Source organism: Halalkalibacter oceani (assembly GCF_023715605.1).
GTDB lineage: Bacteria > Bacillota > Bacilli > Bacillales > Bacillaceae_D > Halalkalibacter > Halalkalibacter oceani.
Genome location: NZ_JAMBOL010000030.1, coordinates 24947 through 42576 on the forward strand (window position 1 = coordinate 24947; position 17630 = coordinate 42576).

Below are 17630 nucleotides of genomic sequence, written 5' to 3' on the forward strand. Positions count from 1 at the left end.
CGCGTGACATCGTCAGACTGACGCTGCCTATCTAAAAAGCCGGATCCATCACGTAAACGAATGGACCCGGCTCATGCAAACAGATGTATGTGCTGTTATTATGCTAACTTCCCCACGCTGGTATGAGCCAGATCAGGTCCCAAGGGTCAAGAAACTTCAACGTGTTTCTTTCTCAGCCCACCTCATTGGACTCCCCCAGTTATTGCTTATTCAATTTACCCTCAGTATACAGAAGTCCCGCTCAAATGAAAAGAAAAATTTTACTATTTGTTCAAGTACCGGAAAGAGCAGCTTTTTCCCGGCGGGCTTTTCTTCCATGAAAGAAATAATAGAGCCCCGTTGATAATAGGACAAGGACAGAGCAGGCCAGATAAATATCGGCATATTCTAAATATGTCGCCATAATGCCTAATAGAAATGAACCGATGGCGAACCCGGAATCAAACAATACAAAAAACGTAGCTGTGGCAACCCCTGCCCGTTCAGGCGGTGAAGCTTGAATGGCGATTGCCTGAAAGCTTGAAAACAGCGTACCAAATCCAAGCCCAATCAGCCCTCCGGCGAGCAAGAGCATCCATCCTGATCCCACTTGGCTCAAAACCAAAACGCCGACAGCAAATACGATGATGCATGGATAAATCACTTTATTTTCTCCATACAAATCAAACCAGCGGCCTGTAAATGGTCTGGAAATTAACAGAAAGGTTGCGTAGACGACAAAGAAAAAGCTCGAAGCCTGAATCAGATTCAGCTCTTCGGCATAAACCGAGATAAACGAAAGGACGCCTGAATAAACAAATGCCAGAACAAAAGCAACAATCGCAATCGGGAACGTTCTTTTTTCAAAAAATTGAGCGAGACTAACCCGCTGTTTGACCGCGGCCACTTCTGCGGAAGCCGCGCTTTTATCCGCTACGTTGACAAGCAATGCACAGATGAGGGCAAGACAAGAAAAAACGGCGCATAATACCATTAAAAAAGTGTAGCCCCACGAATGAATAAAAGAAAGACCTAAAAAAGGGCCAATCACCATGGCAAGATTCATGAAAGTCGCATAATAGCCCATTCCTTCTCCACGCCGTTCCCTTGGGATAACGGTGGCGACAATCCCCCCGGTCGCGGTCGTCGCGATGCCAAAGCCGACCCCGTGCAAAATCCGCAGCACCAACAAAAGAAAAATCGTCGAGGCAAAAAAGTATAAAAATGAACCTGCTACAAAAATAAGAGTACCGATTAGTAACGTTTTCTTTTGTCCGACTGATTGCAGCCAATTTCCGGCGAATGGCCGAAAGACAATCGCGGCAATAACGAATAAAGCGGCGTTCAACCCGATCGATTGACCTCCGCCCGCCAGGCTCTCCACAATATAAATCGGCAATGTCACCATCAGCATATAAAAAATTAAAAAGATAAAAAAGCTCGCTAATGAAATACTAATAAAATCCTTCGTCCAAAGCTTTGTTTTCCCCATTCCTTTTCACTTCTTTCCAAATTCTTCTCCAACAAAAAAACAGCCATTAAAAGAGGAATCAAGGGCTGTCTCAAAAGTCCTCAAATTATCACAATCGTTTCGGGCGCTACCCGCATGGAAAAGAGCCCCGCGCTCTCTCCATGCTTGTAAACCGTAACGCTTCGTCCTTTTTTTATTCAGGGATGTATGGCAGCTCACCGTTTTTTGGTATGTTGATAACATGCGTATCCGTATAAGCAAGAAGACCTTCTTTTCCATATTCCCGCCCGATTCCCGACTGCTTCACACCACCGAACGGAAAGCGGACATCCAGCCCTTGTACAGCTGCTGTATTAATCATCGTCGTCCCTGCCTGGATATGCTTCGCCACCTTAATCGCGTGCTCTTCTTCTCCCCAAACTGAACTCGTCAGTCCATAAATACTATCATTTGCCAGCTCAATCGCATGTCTGTCATCATCAAAAGGTAATATCGGGACGGTTGGGCCAAACTGCTCCTCGACCACGATCGGATCATGATAATCCGCCTCCAGCACGACCGTCGGCTGCATGAAATAGCCTTCATTGAACAGCTCTTCATCTACGATCCTGCCCAGCTTGATCACTGTTGCCCCTTTGCTCTCGGCACCATCAATTAAGCTCTGGACATACTCCGCCTGCTTCTTATTGTTCACCGGGCCGATGGTGACCTCTTTATTAAACGGGTCACCTACTCGAATCCATTTATTCGCCGCTTCAATATACTTCTCAACAAAGCGGTCATAAATGGAACGGTGAACGTAGATTCGTTTGGCGATCATACATATTTGCCCCGCCGTTAAAAAGTTGGAAATCACAATGCGCCGCATTGCTCTCTCATCCTCAACATCGAAGTCCTCTAAAACAACCGCCGCATCATTTCCACCCAACTCAAGCGTCATCTTCTTGATCGTATCGGCAGCGGCTTTCATGATATGCTTCGCGGTCTCCGTTCCTCCCGTAAAGGCAATTTTCGCCACCTTCGGATTCGACGTCAATTCGACACCGACATCCGTTTCCCCGTGCACGAGATTCAGAACACCCTTTGGCAGCTCGCCGGCGATGATTTCAATGACTTTGCTGACAGCTAAAGGCGCTAACGGACTCGGCTTCAACACCATCGTGTTCCCCGCCAGAAGAGCCGGGGCAATTTTAATCGTTGACAAGGATAGCGGATAATTCCACGGTGTAATCGCCGATACGACCCCGATCCCGTCCCGGGCGATAATCGTTTTCCCACTCTCATGCTCTTGGACTTCATTTTTCAATACTTCTTTTGCATGTTCGCAGGCAAACTCCATCCAGGCAAGTGAAACACCGATTTCACCTTCCGAATCATACAGCGGCTTTCCGTGTTCCTTTGATAAGAGATGCGCAATGTCCGGCGCGGCCTCTTTCATCCTCTGAATCGCGCTTTTCATCCGCTCGATCCGCTCGTCTATCGCCGTTTCCGTCCAACCCGGAAAAGCGCCGTAAGCCGCCTCTATCGCCTGGACGGCCTCCTCACGGGTATTAACCGGCGCGTAACCGACAATCTCACTCGGCCGGGTCGGGTTTTCACGAGGGGCCTGCTTTTCCGACCTTATTTTTTCACCATTAATAATCGCTTCAGCTATAAATGCTTGATCTGACATGCTTGACCGTCCTTTCTAAAGAGACAGGATATAATTGACTACATTATGTGTAGTTTGTTCCTCCCTCTTTCGCCTCTATACTCATCATCAATTGAGAATATATGGCAGCGGTCAATTTTCTTTGTTGCTATAGCAACTATAGAAAAAGATCTCGGTCGAGTCAACTATCCTGCTTCGTTACCCTTCCTCTACCTTGTTCCACGCCCGGTTATGAATCAAATAAATTTGTTTCGCTAAAAAGGCCGGGGTGTACGGCATGTCGTTTTTCAGCCAGGCGACGATCGTTCCGATTAAAGCGGCAGAATCATACCAGATGAAAACCTCCATTTGAATTCCGGCCTTCAGCAGCTTGGATTCACGTCCCTTGCTCTCTTCGCCATTATCCTTATGCAACGCTCGGCTATACCGACCTGACCGATGCAACGCCTTATGCCTTCCTTATTCTGTTGTATACTGGCAGTCGAATTGGGATGGCGCTGTTTTTGATGCCGGTTCAGACAGCAGGGCTAAATCAGCTTCCGGCAAAGCCTTCATGCCCACGGCACGGCGATTTCCAATACAGTTAGACAAGTAGCCGGCGCCATGGGGACATCTTTGCTCGTAACGATTATGACAAGCAGAACAAATACTCACCTCGAAAAAATGACAACAGGCGCGGCAAATGCTGGAGAAGAAAGCCACCTGCTAATGGAAGCCTCCATTCAGGGAATCAATGACGCTTATTTCACCATTCTTCTTCTCGGCTTTATTAGTTTGGTTCTCTCCTTCTTTATTAAGCGCGCGAGCCAGGCTTCCGGGGAGATCCTTGATGCAAAGGAACAAACGGCAAGCAGATCGTAAAAGCAGACACAAATCCGTTGTGAAGAAGCTGCTGAAAATCGTACGTTTTCAGCAGCTTTTTCGTAATAAGCGTAGCCGTTGCCTGATTTTGCGGGTTTTGCCCTTTGCTTAAGAGCACTTATTCGGCTTCCCTTACCTCTTCATCTTCTAACACTGTCTCATACTCATCGACTACGGCCCTGCCATTCTCCTCACGAAAAGAAATCACTTCTACACTTTTGTAGTAACGCGGTTCGCTCGTTTGCGTGAGATATGTGATCATCACCGAATGCTCGTCTTTCCGCTCTATCTCAAATTCCACAACCCATGGGCTTGAGCAGCAAAGGACATAGTTCCAGTCCGTTCCACTAACAGTCTTCTGTTCCTCGATAAATTTTTCTTTTGCTTCGGCAGACATCATCTCATAACGCGGCTTTCCGTCCCGCTCTTTTAACGCATTTGCCCAAATAAAGGACAGTTCTTCGATGTCTTCAATCCAAGCCTCTTCTTCTGAGGAGGGCGCTTGCCCGGTTTGCGTAAACAGGCTCTCGTTGATGGTTAGAAGAAGCAGCCCGGCGAAGAGAATGAGGACAATGATCGATGCCGAAAGCGGAACAGCCTTTTTCAGCCTTGCAGCAATCGTTCCCCCCGGTTGATCACCATTGCCGGCCTCCTGTTCCTTAATTTTTTGAAACACTTTCTTGCGATCCTCCTCTGTAAAGCGCAGCCCATGCTCATCCTTTCTTCTGTCCATCGTTTTCCCCCTCCTCCAGCTTGCTTTTCAGCTGTTGCTTCGCTCTCCTGAGACGGGTTTTTACCGTATTTACATGAAGCCGCGTCACCTCGGCGATTTCTCCAATTTTCAATGAATGAAAATAATAAAGACTGATCACTTCCCTGTATTTAGGCGGCAAGGAGAAAACCATCTCTCTCAGCTCTTGATCATTCGCATTCTTCATCACCTTCTGTTCCACTGAAGAAGTGGTGAAACGGTAGTGAAGCAGAATATCCTTTACTTGCACCTTGCGATAGTGCCAGCTTTTCAGATAATCCTTGCACTCATTAATCGCAATCCGATAAAGCCAGGTCCTTATTTGCGCCTCATAGCGAAACGCTTCAAGGTTTTCATAACATTTAACAAACGTATTTTGCACAAGATCCTTTGCCAGCTCTTTCTCTCTCACATATGCAAAGGCCAGCCTCAGCAGCTCATCCCCATAGGCGATCATCAACTCTTCCAACAAACGATCCTTCTCTGCTTTCTCCACCACTCCACCCCCTTTATCCAATCCTTTGACGACTGCGGGGAGAGAAAGGTTTCATTCTAAGGCGATCAGAATAGCAAGAAAGAGGTGGCCCCTTATGGAACAACCTCTCTCTTGCACGCTCATCCGTACATCTTTATATTTACTTAGTTTCCATAAAATTCCTAACTCGCCATTAGGTAACTATTTTTCGTTGTCGCGTATTTCAATAAATGGCTCTGCCTCCCCATTCTCTTTTTCGATCCGCACACTTAATGAATAATCTCCTTTATAGTCACCCTCACTGTTACAACAAATCTCACGGAATAGTATTGAGAAAAAACGTTATAGGAATTTACAAACAGATGAGCCTCTAAATGAATCAACTGTACTATTTCCTGCTTTTTAACAGCTTCTTCATTAGTTTAAAAATATCAAAACTTGTTTTCCGATAAACCTTGTTGTAAGCATATCTTTTCGGACTTCGCAACCAACCGTACCCTCTTGGCATTTTCAAACCAGCTCGTTGAACGACTTGTCTTTTAATGCTTGTCCTAGCAGCAATACGCTTTTTAAGACTCGGTTTGCGCATTCCGAATTTCATCGCAGTCACTCCCCCGATTTGCTATTCTCACTGTCTACTTAAATCGACTAACAACTAACCTTGATCATAAATTTCCATTCCCGCTTCAGCCCCTAAATCGGCTGCAACCTTAGCTCCTGCCGAAAAACATTCCACTACATTTGTTGATGTGAAGGAATGCATTGCATCTTCCATCTTTTTCAGTCTCTTAAGGAAAAGCAACGTTGAGACCCTCAAGTAGCAAGCACGTGGAGGCTCAACAGCTTCCCGCAGAAAGCGGAGTCTATTTCAAGAGCGGTGGATGTCCTCTGCTTTCTGTCCTTCTCCCATAAATCAAAACAACGTCATCTGCTCCTGTTCTCCTAATCTTACCATTGCTTCAGGATCATTATCTTTAAAAAATGCGGTTCGGATTTCTTTATTTTTGGTCATGATCTGTGTTTCACCGCTTGCCGAGTCTCTAAGACGACAGCTATAAATAACAGGAAAGTATTTGCGAATAAACTTTCCTTCAGCATGGGCAGTTAGAGCGATCATTTGAAAGCCTAATTGTTCGGCAATAAAGAATACTGGGTCCAGCACATGGTCACTTGATGCTTTTCCAAATGGATTGTCAACAATGACTGTTCGATGACGCTTTTGGTTTCCTTGAAGGGGGACCCTCTTTTCGGCTAAATAGTTCAGAATCCCGAGAAAGAGCGTCATGTTTTTACTCCATTTTTCTCCACCGGACCAGGCATTTGATTTTTCCCAGCTAGTCAGTGCACCACTCACTTTCCCATCATTGCTTACTTTTCTACACTTTACACTGATGTCTTTTTCTTTCATCACATTCTTCAGTAGCTGTTTCGTATGAAGCCATTTTTCGATTTGTTTGCGAATAAGTGACTCATCTTCTTGTCCTTCATCACCTTTATATTCATCTTTGTCTAGCTGTATCACCATCCAATCGATATGATGTCGGAGGGCTTCCTTCCCTTCTTGCTCATCCCAATCTGGAACAGAGAAGATATAAATGTCTTTTGTTTTATCCTCCACTTTCACACGCGTCTGCTTTGGGATTAACCTTAATTCATCTGCAATGGTTTGTAGATAAAGATGCAGATGGGAAATGAATTGTTGTAATTGCTTATCATGCTCCCTCATATCTTCCTCGGCAATCTTTACGGTGCGATAAATCCGATCGCTCATTTTTTCTTGCCACTCGATCACATCGTCATATGTCGTTTTGTGTTCAATCCCTGTGATACATGTATTTCGTAGTTTAATGTCTATAATGTTATTATTACAAAATTTAACGAAATGTCCTTTTTCTTCAATTCTTCTTTTTTCCAGAGACGTCACTTTCTCTTGTATTGAGGTGAGGGTTTTCACTAGCTCCGAAATCATCTCCATTCGCTTATACGCATAATCGTTTTTAATTTGCTCTTCTAACAGATGTTTACGGATATTTTCATGTAAAAAAGCAAAGCGCATATCTTGCTTCTCTAATTCTACAATCGCTTTCTCAATGATCTTCTCTACAGTCTGATATCTCTTTAGTTCACTCGTAAAAAACTGATATCTTTCCTCCAAACTTTTGCGCTCTATCTCAAGCTGTTCCTTTACCTGGGTTAGAGACTGTTTAAACACTTCGATTTCCTGATAGATTTGATGAAAATCACCTTTCCGAAGGTCATATTCATTTTTTGCTTTATTCCACTCTTCCCAAAGTCGATCCACTTTAGGTTTCAATGACTCCATTCTTTCTTCTTGTTTCCTAATTAACTGACTAAGCCGGATGATTTCTTCATCGCCATGAGCTGGAAATTCGATTGCATCCACGATTCCATATTGTTGTAGTAACAATGTCTTTTCTTTCGTTAGCTCCTTAAGCTTCTCCCTGGCATTTTGCAGATTACTTTCTAATATTTCTCTTCCTTGTTGCCTATCCTGTAACTTATTACTCAGCGATTTGCGTTCTTTTACTAAAAGTTCCAAGCTTTTCGTCGCGTATTTTGGTTGTGCGTCAATGACTTCTTTATAATAGGCATCGCCCTTTAACTCATATAATGGCTCCTTAGCCAAAGCTAATTGAGCTTCTATTTCATTCAGTTCTTCGTTCAGATTTGAAAGAAGTCTTTCTGTTCGTTCTAACTTTCTAGATACTTTATCCATTTCTTCTCGAATCTTTGTAAGTTCCTGCTTAAAAAACTCAAAGTCTTTCTTTTTCGTAAAGTAATTTCTTCCTTTCGAGAGCCTTGCTTCTAAACCTTGATAGATATCTTTAGCTTCGGATAATCGCTTTTGATAGTCCACTGTCTCTTTTTCTTTCTGTTCAATTTGTGTAGTTCGTTCATGTAATACTCTTTTTTGTTTCGCTTCTTCATCAGAAGCTGATTTAAACTGTTCTTTTAACTCAGCATACTGTTCATACGGGTACTTCATCACAAATTCACGAACCTTTGACAAAATCGTTCTCCAGCTGTGAAGCTCTGTTTCTTTTTTCGTCCGTTCTCCCTTTGATTCATCGGCTAACGTTTGAACCTCAATTTTCCAATGATTAAACTTCTCATTAGATAGATTTTCCTTCCAAATACGAGGAAAAATATGCTGGTCACTGGGTTCTTTCTCACCACGAATGAGCAGCCGGGCTTCTTCCTCGGTGCAAATATAGACTGGATGGGTCATCTCCCTTTCAACGGAAAGTAGCTTCTCTCGTAATTTCGTCTTTTCTGATTGAGTTACAATAAACGTAATTGCCCAATACGGATAAATAGAATGATAATCCTCCACCGCACCTCCCAACGAACGGGCAGCCTGCTGAACAAAATCAGCCCCCAGTTCAAGATATGCAAACTGATTTCGCCAACGATTTTTCCAAGTTTCAAGTTTCGGATCTGCCGTGAAGGTTGCATTGTTTTCATAGTCATCTGCAAACCTTGTTGCTTGTCTTTCTCTAAATAACAGCTCTTCTTTTTCTCTTGACAACTTCTCAACTTTTTCCTCAAGCTGAGCAATCATCGTTTCTTCTTTTTCATAAATCGAATTGTAATGCTGCCATTGAGGTATTTGAACAATCACTTCAGATAAAATCTCGTTTTGCTGGTCTTCAATTACGTTTATTTGTTGTTTGTACGTGATTGCTTCTTGGCGGAAATGTTCGTATTCAGCTTGGACATTTGGCAAAGTATTTTTAAGCTCACGTTTTGTTTGCTCCAGATCTTTTATATGGCTTTCAAAAGAGATGATCTCTTTATCGTAATTTTGATAATCATGCTCCCATTTTGGAAATTCATCCTCTACTCTTTCTTTTAGAGGATTAGACAAAATCTCTTTTGCAATCTCTTTCATATCTTTTTCGACTAACTCTTTCTTCCCATTGTAATCCGTTTCTTTTAGTTGCCAGCTTCTTGCTTCCTTTTCGAGACTACGTAATCCCTTTTCTTCTATAGCAATTTCATCCTTTTTCCTCCCTTGCTGCAACTCTATTTGCTTTATATGTTCTTGAATTTTCTCTTCCTCATTAAGGAAATACCCTTTCAAATAAGCGGTATTGTCCGCTAATTGCTCTTCTAGATCGAGCGTTTCTTCATCTCTTTCGAGCGAGCTTAACTGCTCTACAAAATGGCTTTGCAATTGTTCATTTCTTGTTATTTCCGCATTCACCTTCGAAACTCTAAGCTGTGCTAGTCGCGCTTTCTTTTCTTTTAGGTCCTGTCCCAGCTGTTCTAATTCATCCTGGTCCATTTTATATTTTTCAAAGGCTTCATCTCTTTTTTGCTCTAAAAGTGTGATTTTATAGGATTTCTCCCTTCGTTCCCACTCTTTCTTCTCAGCTTGCCACTCTTCCATGTTCGTTTGTATTTTTGATAAAGTTGCTTTCGTCTCTCCTTGTTCTTGCTTCGTATGAAGATATAGAGCTTTCGCATTTACCTTTTGTTCTTCTAGTTGTCTTTCAACTTCATCTAATTGTTTAAAGGAAGAGACATAATTTGCAATTTGCTTTTCAACTTGTTTATTCTCTTCGATCACTCGTCTTAACCGTTTATGTGCTTTAAAATGCTCACGCTGTTTCTCAAAGGTTTGAACAAAATCAATAGAGCCTTTGCCAGCAATCGCTTCTTCTACTGTCGGGATCAGCAGCTGGTCAACAAGCTGGGAAGTCGTTTTACAGCCATCAAAAAAGCTCTCCACTCCCCCTTCTGAGCTATTAATAACCGCAATTTTTTTCCATTCCGAAGCAATGATTTTAAATCGTTCCTCTAAATATTGATGATAGCCCTTTACCGTATCAAATGTATTTGCTTTCAATGGATGAGAGGACTTCATCGTAGTGTAATATTCATTCATCTCATCCCGATTTGCCGGGCGTACCTTGCCATCTACACTCTGTCTAACAAACGGCAGCTCCTCGATTCGATGCTTGTCCCCTTCTTCATACTCATAAGTGTACCGATATGATTTTACTCCTTCTTTCGCCATAAATAAGGTAACAGCGGTGAGTCCATAGCGCCTCGGCTTTTCATTGATAATCCATTCAATCGCAATATGGGCACTCGATGATTCTAAGGAAAGAGTATCCTTCATTTTACGTTCTGCAAGTTCAGCATTAGGTAGAATGGCCTGAATCGCGGTCTGTATAAATACCGTCTTTCCTCCACCATTTTCAAGTAAAATCGCTCCATTATGGCTATCAAAAAGGAAAATATCGTCATTATAACGTTTTGCTCCACCTTCATAGACAACATTGGTGAATCTAATTTTTGAAATCGAGGGCATCTACATTTCCTCCTTTCGTTGATCAAACGAATAAATAAACTCCAAAATTCCCCGGTTATACTCCAGCTCCATAAAATATCTTTGCACGATCACTTTCGCTTTTTCTGTTAATTGTAATTCATCATTTCCGATCTCTTGAACTAATTCCTGGGCCACTAAAAAACGTTTCACTGTATGGAGAAAGCTTAGTCGACTAATCGTTCTTCCTGTCTGTGCCTTGGCAGTCTCTTTTAAATCATCCATATCTGCCCATTTCTCAATAATCGCACTCCAGTTGTATTCATATTCTTTTTCCAGCTCTTTTAATTCCTCTTCATCAATAGTTTGTAATGTTTCCAGCCGCTCATTGACTTGCTCCAACCAGTCACTCATGGAAATAAAATCACGTGTCGGCTCTGTTGTTTGGTAGCTATCATAGAACTCTCCAACAAGGATAATGATCGTCACATACATAAAATAAATATCTGCGTTGACTGTTCTTCCCGTAAAATAGGTTTTCTTCAACGTATCATTAGAAATATGAAAAGGAGAATTACGCGCTAAAGGAACAAAATAAAGACGTTCCCCAACAGAGAAAATTGTACAATCGACTTCTTTAGCAAACTGATCCACCAACCCTCGCACTTTGTCTTCTGCTAAATACAGTCTAAGCTCATCACCCTCACTATATCCCTTTTGACTAATGTTCGCGTATATTTGAAAGGCCTTTATTACATCTTCTTGTCTATAATCCATCATTTCCACCTACTCTTAGACGCAATACCATGTTTTGAATGGAAAAGCGCTCCGTCGCTTTTATAATTTCTTGTAATTCTTCTACTTCGATACAGGAATATTGATATTTAATTAATTCGAAAACCTCTTCAAATAATGATTCATTCCGATCTTCTGTTTTTTCATAGGTGATTGGGGAGCGTTGATGCATCACATACCATAATTGGTAAAAAATCGGATTGTTTAACCAGTCCAACTCTTCTTCACGTATCCGTTCAACCACTTCTTTTAATGTTATCGTTTCTTTCCCTTCCATTGCCTTTAGTACGAGAGTCATAATCTCCCCAAATCGTTTTCGAATCTTGGCATTTTCCAGTTCCTGCAGCTCCTCATCTGAAAGATCATCAAAGCTGGCAGTACGCTCAACCCCGTCTTGTGTTTCTATTCGTTGCTCTGAAAAAATAACGAGGGGAGACCATGTCTCATTTTGCTCGATCGTGAGAAATGGTTCCATTAAGCGTTTGGATGCGGCTAACGGTAAAGGCTTGCTTGCAAGTGGTGCGGTGATCTCTTGCTTAAAGTTAAAGGAGTCAATCCCTACATAATACAATGCTTCTTGTGCAGCATGCAGAGCTGTCGTTTTTAAATCAATGCTTTCCTTCAAAAGCATTGTATGGATATGGTGAACTTCGCCTAGCTCACGGTCGATCTGTAAAATCAGTTCATATGCTTTTCGATCTTTTTCCGAGTTCATATCGTATGCTAACCGGTTCTTCGTATCTTTTACAAATGTATGTAATTCACGAAACTCTTCGTTCTCTCTCGTTAAACAGGCATTTATATCCTCTACCATTTGTTTATAACGTTCATATGTTTCATCTGAAATGATATTTCTTTGAATTTCATGTTTGATGACAGTCATCCGATTTCTTAACGATTCCACATCGATATGCATTTCATCGATTTGCCTTAATGCTCCTACAAATTCCCCTTTTTCAAGCTGTTTCCTTAAGACTAATTGATTAATAGATAGCTGAAACTCAGTAAAGTACTCTTTCGTGGCAAAAACGAGTTCCAGTCCTTGTTCATCGAGTTTATAATATTGAGTATTCGTGTTCACATCTGCTCGATCGGCTTTCAAGATCGAGTAATGTACGTTTTCATATTCCCTTGTTTCCCAATTATAAAAAGATTTTTCATTGCGCTTTCCACTAGGTGGTCGAAACGTTTCAACTACGTTTCGGGCAATTTTTTCAAAGCCTTCAAGGGAGAGGGCCTGTTTCCCTTGATTTAATTCATATAAATACTGGGCCAAATCCTGTATACTCGTTTTTTTATTTCGAATTAGCATATTTTCAAAGAAAAATAAAAGGGTTAATAGACCATAACCGAAGTAATCAACCTGTTGATTATTTTCATCCTTCTCCCGCTTATTTTCCAGTCGGAATAATGGTTCAAATAACGCTAATCGCTGCATACGTTCACGGTAATTTTCCGTTATCCCTTTCAATTGTGTGTTCATAACGAGTTCCTCCAAATATGATGTAACTCTTCTTTCGTTAGAGCTTCTTGAGGATAATAACCATTTTCCTGGAACATAGCTGCAATTTTCTTCTGGTCAGCCTTCCTGAAATATTGCAAAAAGTGCTGAACCGCCGCTTCATTTCTAGTTTGAGTTCCTTTCCCTTTGTAGAAAGGCTTACGGAGCAAACTTTCATAAAAACCCGTGGCAAGCTTCACGTTGTATTTTTCATAAAGGTGATAAAAGATCCGAATTCCTTCATAATCTAAATCGCCGAAATAATAGAAGTCATGTTGAATCTCCCTATCCGTAAGGCCCAGCTGCAAGGAAAGCTGACCTAAACTCGAAGCTATTTTCCAGCCTGAGCCGTAGATAAGAGTTGTGAAATGGGTCTTTGTTAATGAATCTACTAAACTGGAGTAAGTAGCTTTATTTTCTACGATGAAGTGTTTATGATCACGTTTATTAGCGAGTAGTTCGTTTGGATGTAACGCAAACATGAGAGGATCTGGGGTTTTCATAATTTTCAACTTATCAAATATATTAATTTTTTCTAATAGCACTCTCCCACCCTTCTCATCAATCCATTTCTCATCCTTCATTATTTCATAGGAACGTTCCGAACTGTTCGCATAGGCAGCAGGCAGCCCATTCTTTGATAAATACTGATCAATCTTCAATATCGCAGGCTTATCCTCCATCCATTTCTTTTTTGATGAAGAGAAGTAAGGTCTTAAATCTATGACAGGATGCACTTTAAACTGCACCTCTTGAATGTCTTCAATTAACGGCTGCTTCAGCTTTCCTTTTTGAATACGGAAACGATTCGGCAACCCTTTCCAATTGACGCCATGACTTTTTACAGCAGCCAAAAACCCTTCATCAATTAATGTTTGAACCGTGGCAGCAAAGTCATCGTACGTATTTCTAGTATCGACTGCCTCTTCCAATTCACTAAGCGGTATCGTCGATTTTTTAGCCAGTTCAAGGGTTGATAGTAATTTGTTTCTCATAACACCATCCCATCTTTTCTAGTATGTACTCATATAGTGACATTATAGTACAACAGGAATAAAATTAAAATTAAATGAAGATGGTGTCTATTGATTAAGTTTTTATGATTTTTATACAGTCTAGCATAACATCATATTCATTATAAGATTCTACTTTCCGCAATAAATAGTTTGAATTTTCATTCAAATAAATTAATAATCCACAAAAAAATTAACCACACTGCCGAGAAACTCGCAACAGTTTGGTCCTATAAATAAAACGATAATCTCAAATTCATCATTTCAATCCACGCACTCACATGAAGTGCGAACTTGCTTTACAAGTATATTACACAATAAAAACGCTTCAAGTTACTTGTACCTTTCATGAATGGTCAATAGCTCATTAATGAGTCTAACGAAATGCTATTTGAATAGGTTTTCGTTACCTGAAAGTCATTATCTGTGTATTGAATTCCAGTGTACGTTAAAATTCCGTCTTTAATTTCAAAATCAAGGATTTGAACACGACCATCGTTATAATCAGTTATTTTCACTTTTTCTTTCGTCTCAATGTTTACGCTAAAGATATTTCCACCAACCCTTACAGTTCCAGATCCATACCCAATAATTACTAAAACTCGTTTGTTATCTTGCCAAATAGCATTTTTAGGAATGTAATCTCCTTCTGGAGCAACCAGTACTTCTTGTTCTCCGCTTTGCAGATCGACGATATATAAATTTCCCCTTTCTTCCCATTCTAACGGGGAAATGTAAACTGCCTTTTTCTTATCGGCTGACACTACTGGTTCTGTTGGAGAATCCTCAGCAAGAACTTCTGTATTTCCATTTGGATATACTAATTCCACGGTTTCTGTTTTCGAATTGAACTTAATATCAAACATGTAGTCCGCCTCCTCCTTATTTTAATTCTCCATAATACAATATATCTGTTAAATCAGGGTTTTCATAACAAATTTCCTCTACCTCTGTTAATGTCAGTATACGGCATTTTGCCTCCTTTAAATACTTACCAGTATTCTCGTAAATAGTATCCATTTGATTAGAGGTTGGATTAAACGACAATACCAAGACCCATAAATCTGGATTGTGGGTTCCTGCTTTAATCATATCATTTGTTATCTCCGTTATATGCGGCATTTTCTTTCTTTTCTTACATTGAAATATCCATTTTCGTTCATATCCTAATTTAAATGGTAGCTCTTCATATGTAAAGGCCACAATATCTCTTCCTTTATCACTGCCGTATTCCCCATGCCATTCTCTGTTTTTAAAGTTGCATCTGCCTAATACATTAAACAAAAACAGCTCAAAATTAGTTCCACTTACTTCATCCCATTTTATCAAAGTAAACCCCTCCCCAGTTAGTTTTGTTTCCTTTCGTTCCATATATTTCCTTATCCTGGTTTTACAAAAAGCACCCACACTACTGTGCAGATGCTCTTCTAATACTTTTTAATCCTCCACCACTCTTGCTACATGATGTCCGCACTTCTTACATTTCCCTTCTAAAATCAAACCAATTTCATGCTCTTTCATTTCATACTCAACAATCTCTACTGCTTCTTTACATTTTCCACACCAAACATTTGTGGAGTAGTTTTAGTCTTATCTCTTCAGGAATAGCTAACCATTTATCTTGTACTTTCAATTTGCTTCCTCCTCTCGCTCCATTCTTACCACGCACTCGACGTGCGTACTCTGAGGAAACATATCAACCGGCTGTACTTCCTTCGTCGTGTAGCCGCCTTCTTCGAGCACCTTCAGGTCGCGGGCGAGAGTGGCGGGGTTGCAGGAGACGTAGACGACGCGCTTCGGCTTCATGTTGAGCATCGTCTCAAGCAGGGCCAGGTCGCAGCCTTTGCGCGGCGGGTCGACGACGATGACGTCGGGCCGGATGCCTTGGGCGTACCACCAGGGCATGATCTTCTCCGCTTCGCCGACGGCAAATTCGGCGTTGGTGATGCCGTTGAGCCGGGCGTTGCGCTTGGCGTCGGCGATGGCGTCGGGTACGATTTCGACGCCGTAGACGTGCTTGGCGCGCTGGGCGAGGAAAAGGGAAATCGTGCCGATGCCGCAGTAGGCGTCGATGACGGTTTCGCTGCCGCTTAAGTCGGCGTATTCGAGCGCTTTGTCGTAGAGCACCTTCGTTTGCTCGGGATTGACCTGATAGAAGGAGCGCGCTGAAATCGCGAATTTGATCTCGCCGATCGAATCGTAAATGTATTCATCGCCCCAGAGGACGCGTGTTTCGTCGCCAAAAATGACGTTGGTCCGCTTTGAATTGATGTTGTGAACAATTGATTTCAGATTAGGGATTTTGCTTTTAATTGCCTCAATCAGCTGCTGCTTTTTTGGCAGCTCTTTGCCTCTCGTAATGAGGACGACCATGATGTCCCCGGTCTGTTTGCCGTAGCGGGCGACGACATGGCGCAACGTGCCGCGGTGCTTGTCTTCGTCATAGCCGCGAATGCCGAGCTCCTTGGCGATCTGCTTCACTGTACGGATGATGGCGTCATTTTCTTCATGCTGAATCAAGCATTCATCCATATCAATGATCCGATGGCTGCGCTCCTGATAGAAGCCGGCAATCAGTCCGCCTTCCCGTTCTCCGACAGGAACCTGTGATTTGTTGCGGTAGCGCCATGGCTCGTCCATGCCGAGCGTCGGATGAACTGGAATGCCGGTAATCCCACCAATCCGTTCCAGCACATCCTTGACCTGCTTTTGCTTGACGCGAAGCTGGGCGTCGTAGCCGAGATGCTGCAGCTGACAGCCGCCGCATTGTTGATAGATGGGACAGGAGGGTTCGACGCGATCCGGACTGGCTGTTTCGATGCTGAGCAGGCGGGCAAAGCCGTAGCCTTTGTTTGTTTTGATAACTTTTATATGCACGACCTCACCGGGGAGCGCTTTTGGAACAAAGAGCGTGTAGCCCTCAACCTTGGCTACTCCCGCGCCTTCGTGGGTCAGATCTTCTATTTTCACTGTAAGCTGTTGATTCTTTTGTACAGGTGGCTGTTGTTTTATCATGTTTGTCCGTCCTTTTTGGTCAAATTTCTGCTCATTATTGTACCACAAATCAAGGAGCGGTTTCTTTTCTGCCGGTTTTAGTCTTTTTTCTGCAATGGAAGATAAATGTCGTACTGAAGATATTCTTTCGAGGCGTTGTCTCTGCTGCGGTCATAGCGTTCTATCGTTAATGCGCTCGGGTTCTGCCGATAGCCGTTCTCCTTTATCCAGGAAAACATCGTGCGGTAAGTGGCGGTGACTTCAGCAGCCGGGCCTTGATGCGTTGCTTTCGCGTACGATTTTCCCGGAATCTGAAAGCCTGTCATCCCGCTTGGCATCGTCCACAGTTCATCAACAGCCAAGGTGACGTAATAGGTGAATTCCGTTTCACGGCTATGAAATGGCGCATAAATCCATTCCGTAGTGACAGGAGCTTCGATTTCAGCAAGACGCTGCTCAAATTGCGAGAATAAAAGCGGAATTTCAGACGAATTCGCATATGGACCACTCCACGCGAAGCCGACTACATAAAGATTTTCTAGCGTCACTACTTGAATCTCCATGATACTCCCCCTCCATTTTCAATCGTATTGTCAAAACTTTTATAAGAAATAGGCTATAAAATACCTTGATAGAGGGTTTTTTAAGCAAAAAAGTTGCCACCCCCTGAAATTTAGGCAATAGTGAGGTTACCACACCGACACTAAATCCCCAAATAAAGGAAGTGACAATCTTGTACCCTCAAATTATAACCTATTTATTATCTTTTATAAACTATCAAGAACAATTGATTCGAACATTACTTACTCTGCTTAACGGAAAAAGGATGTTCAATAAGCC

Annotated in this window: 15 protein-coding genes and 1 riboswitch; of the genes, 1 reads left to right on the forward strand and 14 read right to left on the reverse strand. The window is 42.1% G+C overall.

The genetic code is table 11. The annotated features are described in order from the left end of the window. Positions 1-92: 92 nt before the first annotated feature. Positions 93-207: riboswitch (TPP riboswitch) on the reverse strand. A gap of 64 nt (positions 208-271) precedes the next feature. The 3 genes from M3202_RS19195 to M3202_RS22605 form a co-directional block, all read right to left on the reverse strand. Further along, positions 272-1471 (reverse strand): MFS transporter, encoded by a 1200-nt coding sequence (locus M3202_RS19195; protein WP_251224848.1) that lies wholly within the window; start codon positions 1469-1471, stop codon positions 272-274. A gap of 172 nt (positions 1472-1643) precedes the next feature. Further along, a complete protein-coding gene (locus M3202_RS19200) occupies positions 1644-3122 on the reverse strand; it encodes an aldehyde dehydrogenase family protein (RefSeq protein WP_251224849.1) in 1479 nt (492 codons plus the stop codon). A gap of 177 nt (positions 3123-3299) precedes the next feature. Beyond that, positions 3300-3545 (reverse strand): TetR-like C-terminal domain-containing protein, encoded by a 246-nt coding sequence (locus M3202_RS22605; RefSeq protein ID WP_251194497.1) that lies wholly within the window; start codon positions 3543-3545, stop codon positions 3300-3302. A gap of 159 nt (positions 3546-3704) precedes the next feature. Here M3202_RS22605 and M3202_RS22610 point away from each other — a divergent pair, with 159 nt between their 5' ends. Further along, complete coding sequence (locus tag M3202_RS22610) at positions 3705-3962, forward strand: hypothetical protein (RefSeq protein ID WP_349775634.1); 258 nt, start codon at positions 3705-3707, stop codon at positions 3960-3962. Positions 3963-4080: 118 nt separating this feature from the next. Here M3202_RS22610 and M3202_RS19215 read toward each other — a convergent pair whose 3' ends face one another. From M3202_RS19215 to M3202_RS19265, 11 genes are all read right to left on the reverse strand, one after another. After that, complete coding sequence (locus tag M3202_RS19215; protein WP_251224850.1) at positions 4081-4695, reverse strand: hypothetical protein; 615 nt, start codon at positions 4693-4695, stop codon at positions 4081-4083. Continuing rightward, positions 4676-5209, reverse strand: coding sequence for a sigma-70 family RNA polymerase sigma factor (locus M3202_RS19220; RefSeq protein ID WP_251224851.1), 534 nt, complete (start codon positions 5207-5209; stop codon positions 4676-4678). The genes M3202_RS19215 and M3202_RS19220 overlap by 20 nt, the downstream gene beginning before the upstream one ends. A gap of 367 nt (positions 5210-5576) precedes the next feature. Continuing rightward, a complete protein-coding gene (locus M3202_RS19225) occupies positions 5577-5789 on the reverse strand; it encodes a hypothetical protein (RefSeq protein ID WP_251194493.1) in 213 nt (70 codons plus the stop codon). A 312-nt stretch (positions 5790-6101) separates the two neighbouring features. Next, entirely contained in the window at positions 6102-10529 is a 4428-nt protein-coding gene (locus M3202_RS19230; protein WP_251224852.1) for a coiled-coil domain-containing protein, read from the reverse strand. After that, complete coding sequence (locus tag M3202_RS19235; protein ID WP_251224853.1) at positions 10530-11264, reverse strand: DUF6063 family protein; 735 nt, start codon at positions 11262-11264, stop codon at positions 10530-10532. Beyond that, entirely contained in the window at positions 11254-12765 is a 1512-nt protein-coding gene (locus tag M3202_RS19240) for a replicative DNA helicase (protein ID WP_251224854.1), read from the reverse strand. Before M3202_RS19240 ends, M3202_RS19235 begins: the two co-directional genes overlap by 11 nt. Further along, positions 12762-13778: a Wadjet anti-phage system protein JetD domain-containing protein gene (locus M3202_RS19245; protein WP_251224855.1), complete on the reverse strand. Its 1017-nt coding sequence runs from the start codon at positions 13776-13778 to the stop codon at positions 12762-12764. Before M3202_RS19245 ends, M3202_RS19240 begins: the two co-directional genes overlap by 4 nt. Positions 13779-14152: 374 nt before the next feature. Continuing rightward, positions 14153-14662, reverse strand: a complete 510-nt coding sequence (locus tag M3202_RS19250; protein ID WP_251194488.1) for a DUF4652 domain-containing protein — start codon at positions 14660-14662, stop codon at positions 14153-14155. 16 nt (positions 14663-14678) lie between these two features. Continuing rightward, positions 14679-15167, reverse strand: a complete 489-nt coding sequence (locus M3202_RS19255; RefSeq protein ID WP_251224856.1) for a hypothetical protein — start codon at positions 15165-15167, stop codon at positions 14679-14681. A gap of 258 nt (positions 15168-15425) precedes the next feature. Further along, positions 15426-16811: a 23S rRNA (uracil(1939)-C(5))-methyltransferase RlmD gene (rlmD, locus tag M3202_RS19260; protein ID WP_251224858.1), complete on the reverse strand. Its 1386-nt coding sequence runs from the start codon at positions 16809-16811 to the stop codon at positions 15426-15428. 77 nt (positions 16812-16888) lie between these two features. Continuing rightward, positions 16889-17353 carry a GyrI-like domain-containing protein gene (locus M3202_RS19265; protein WP_251224857.1) on the reverse strand — a complete coding sequence of 155 codons (465 nt, stop codon included), beginning with the start codon at positions 17351-17353 and terminating at the stop codon, positions 16889-16891. Positions 17354-17630: the final 277 nt, after the last annotated feature.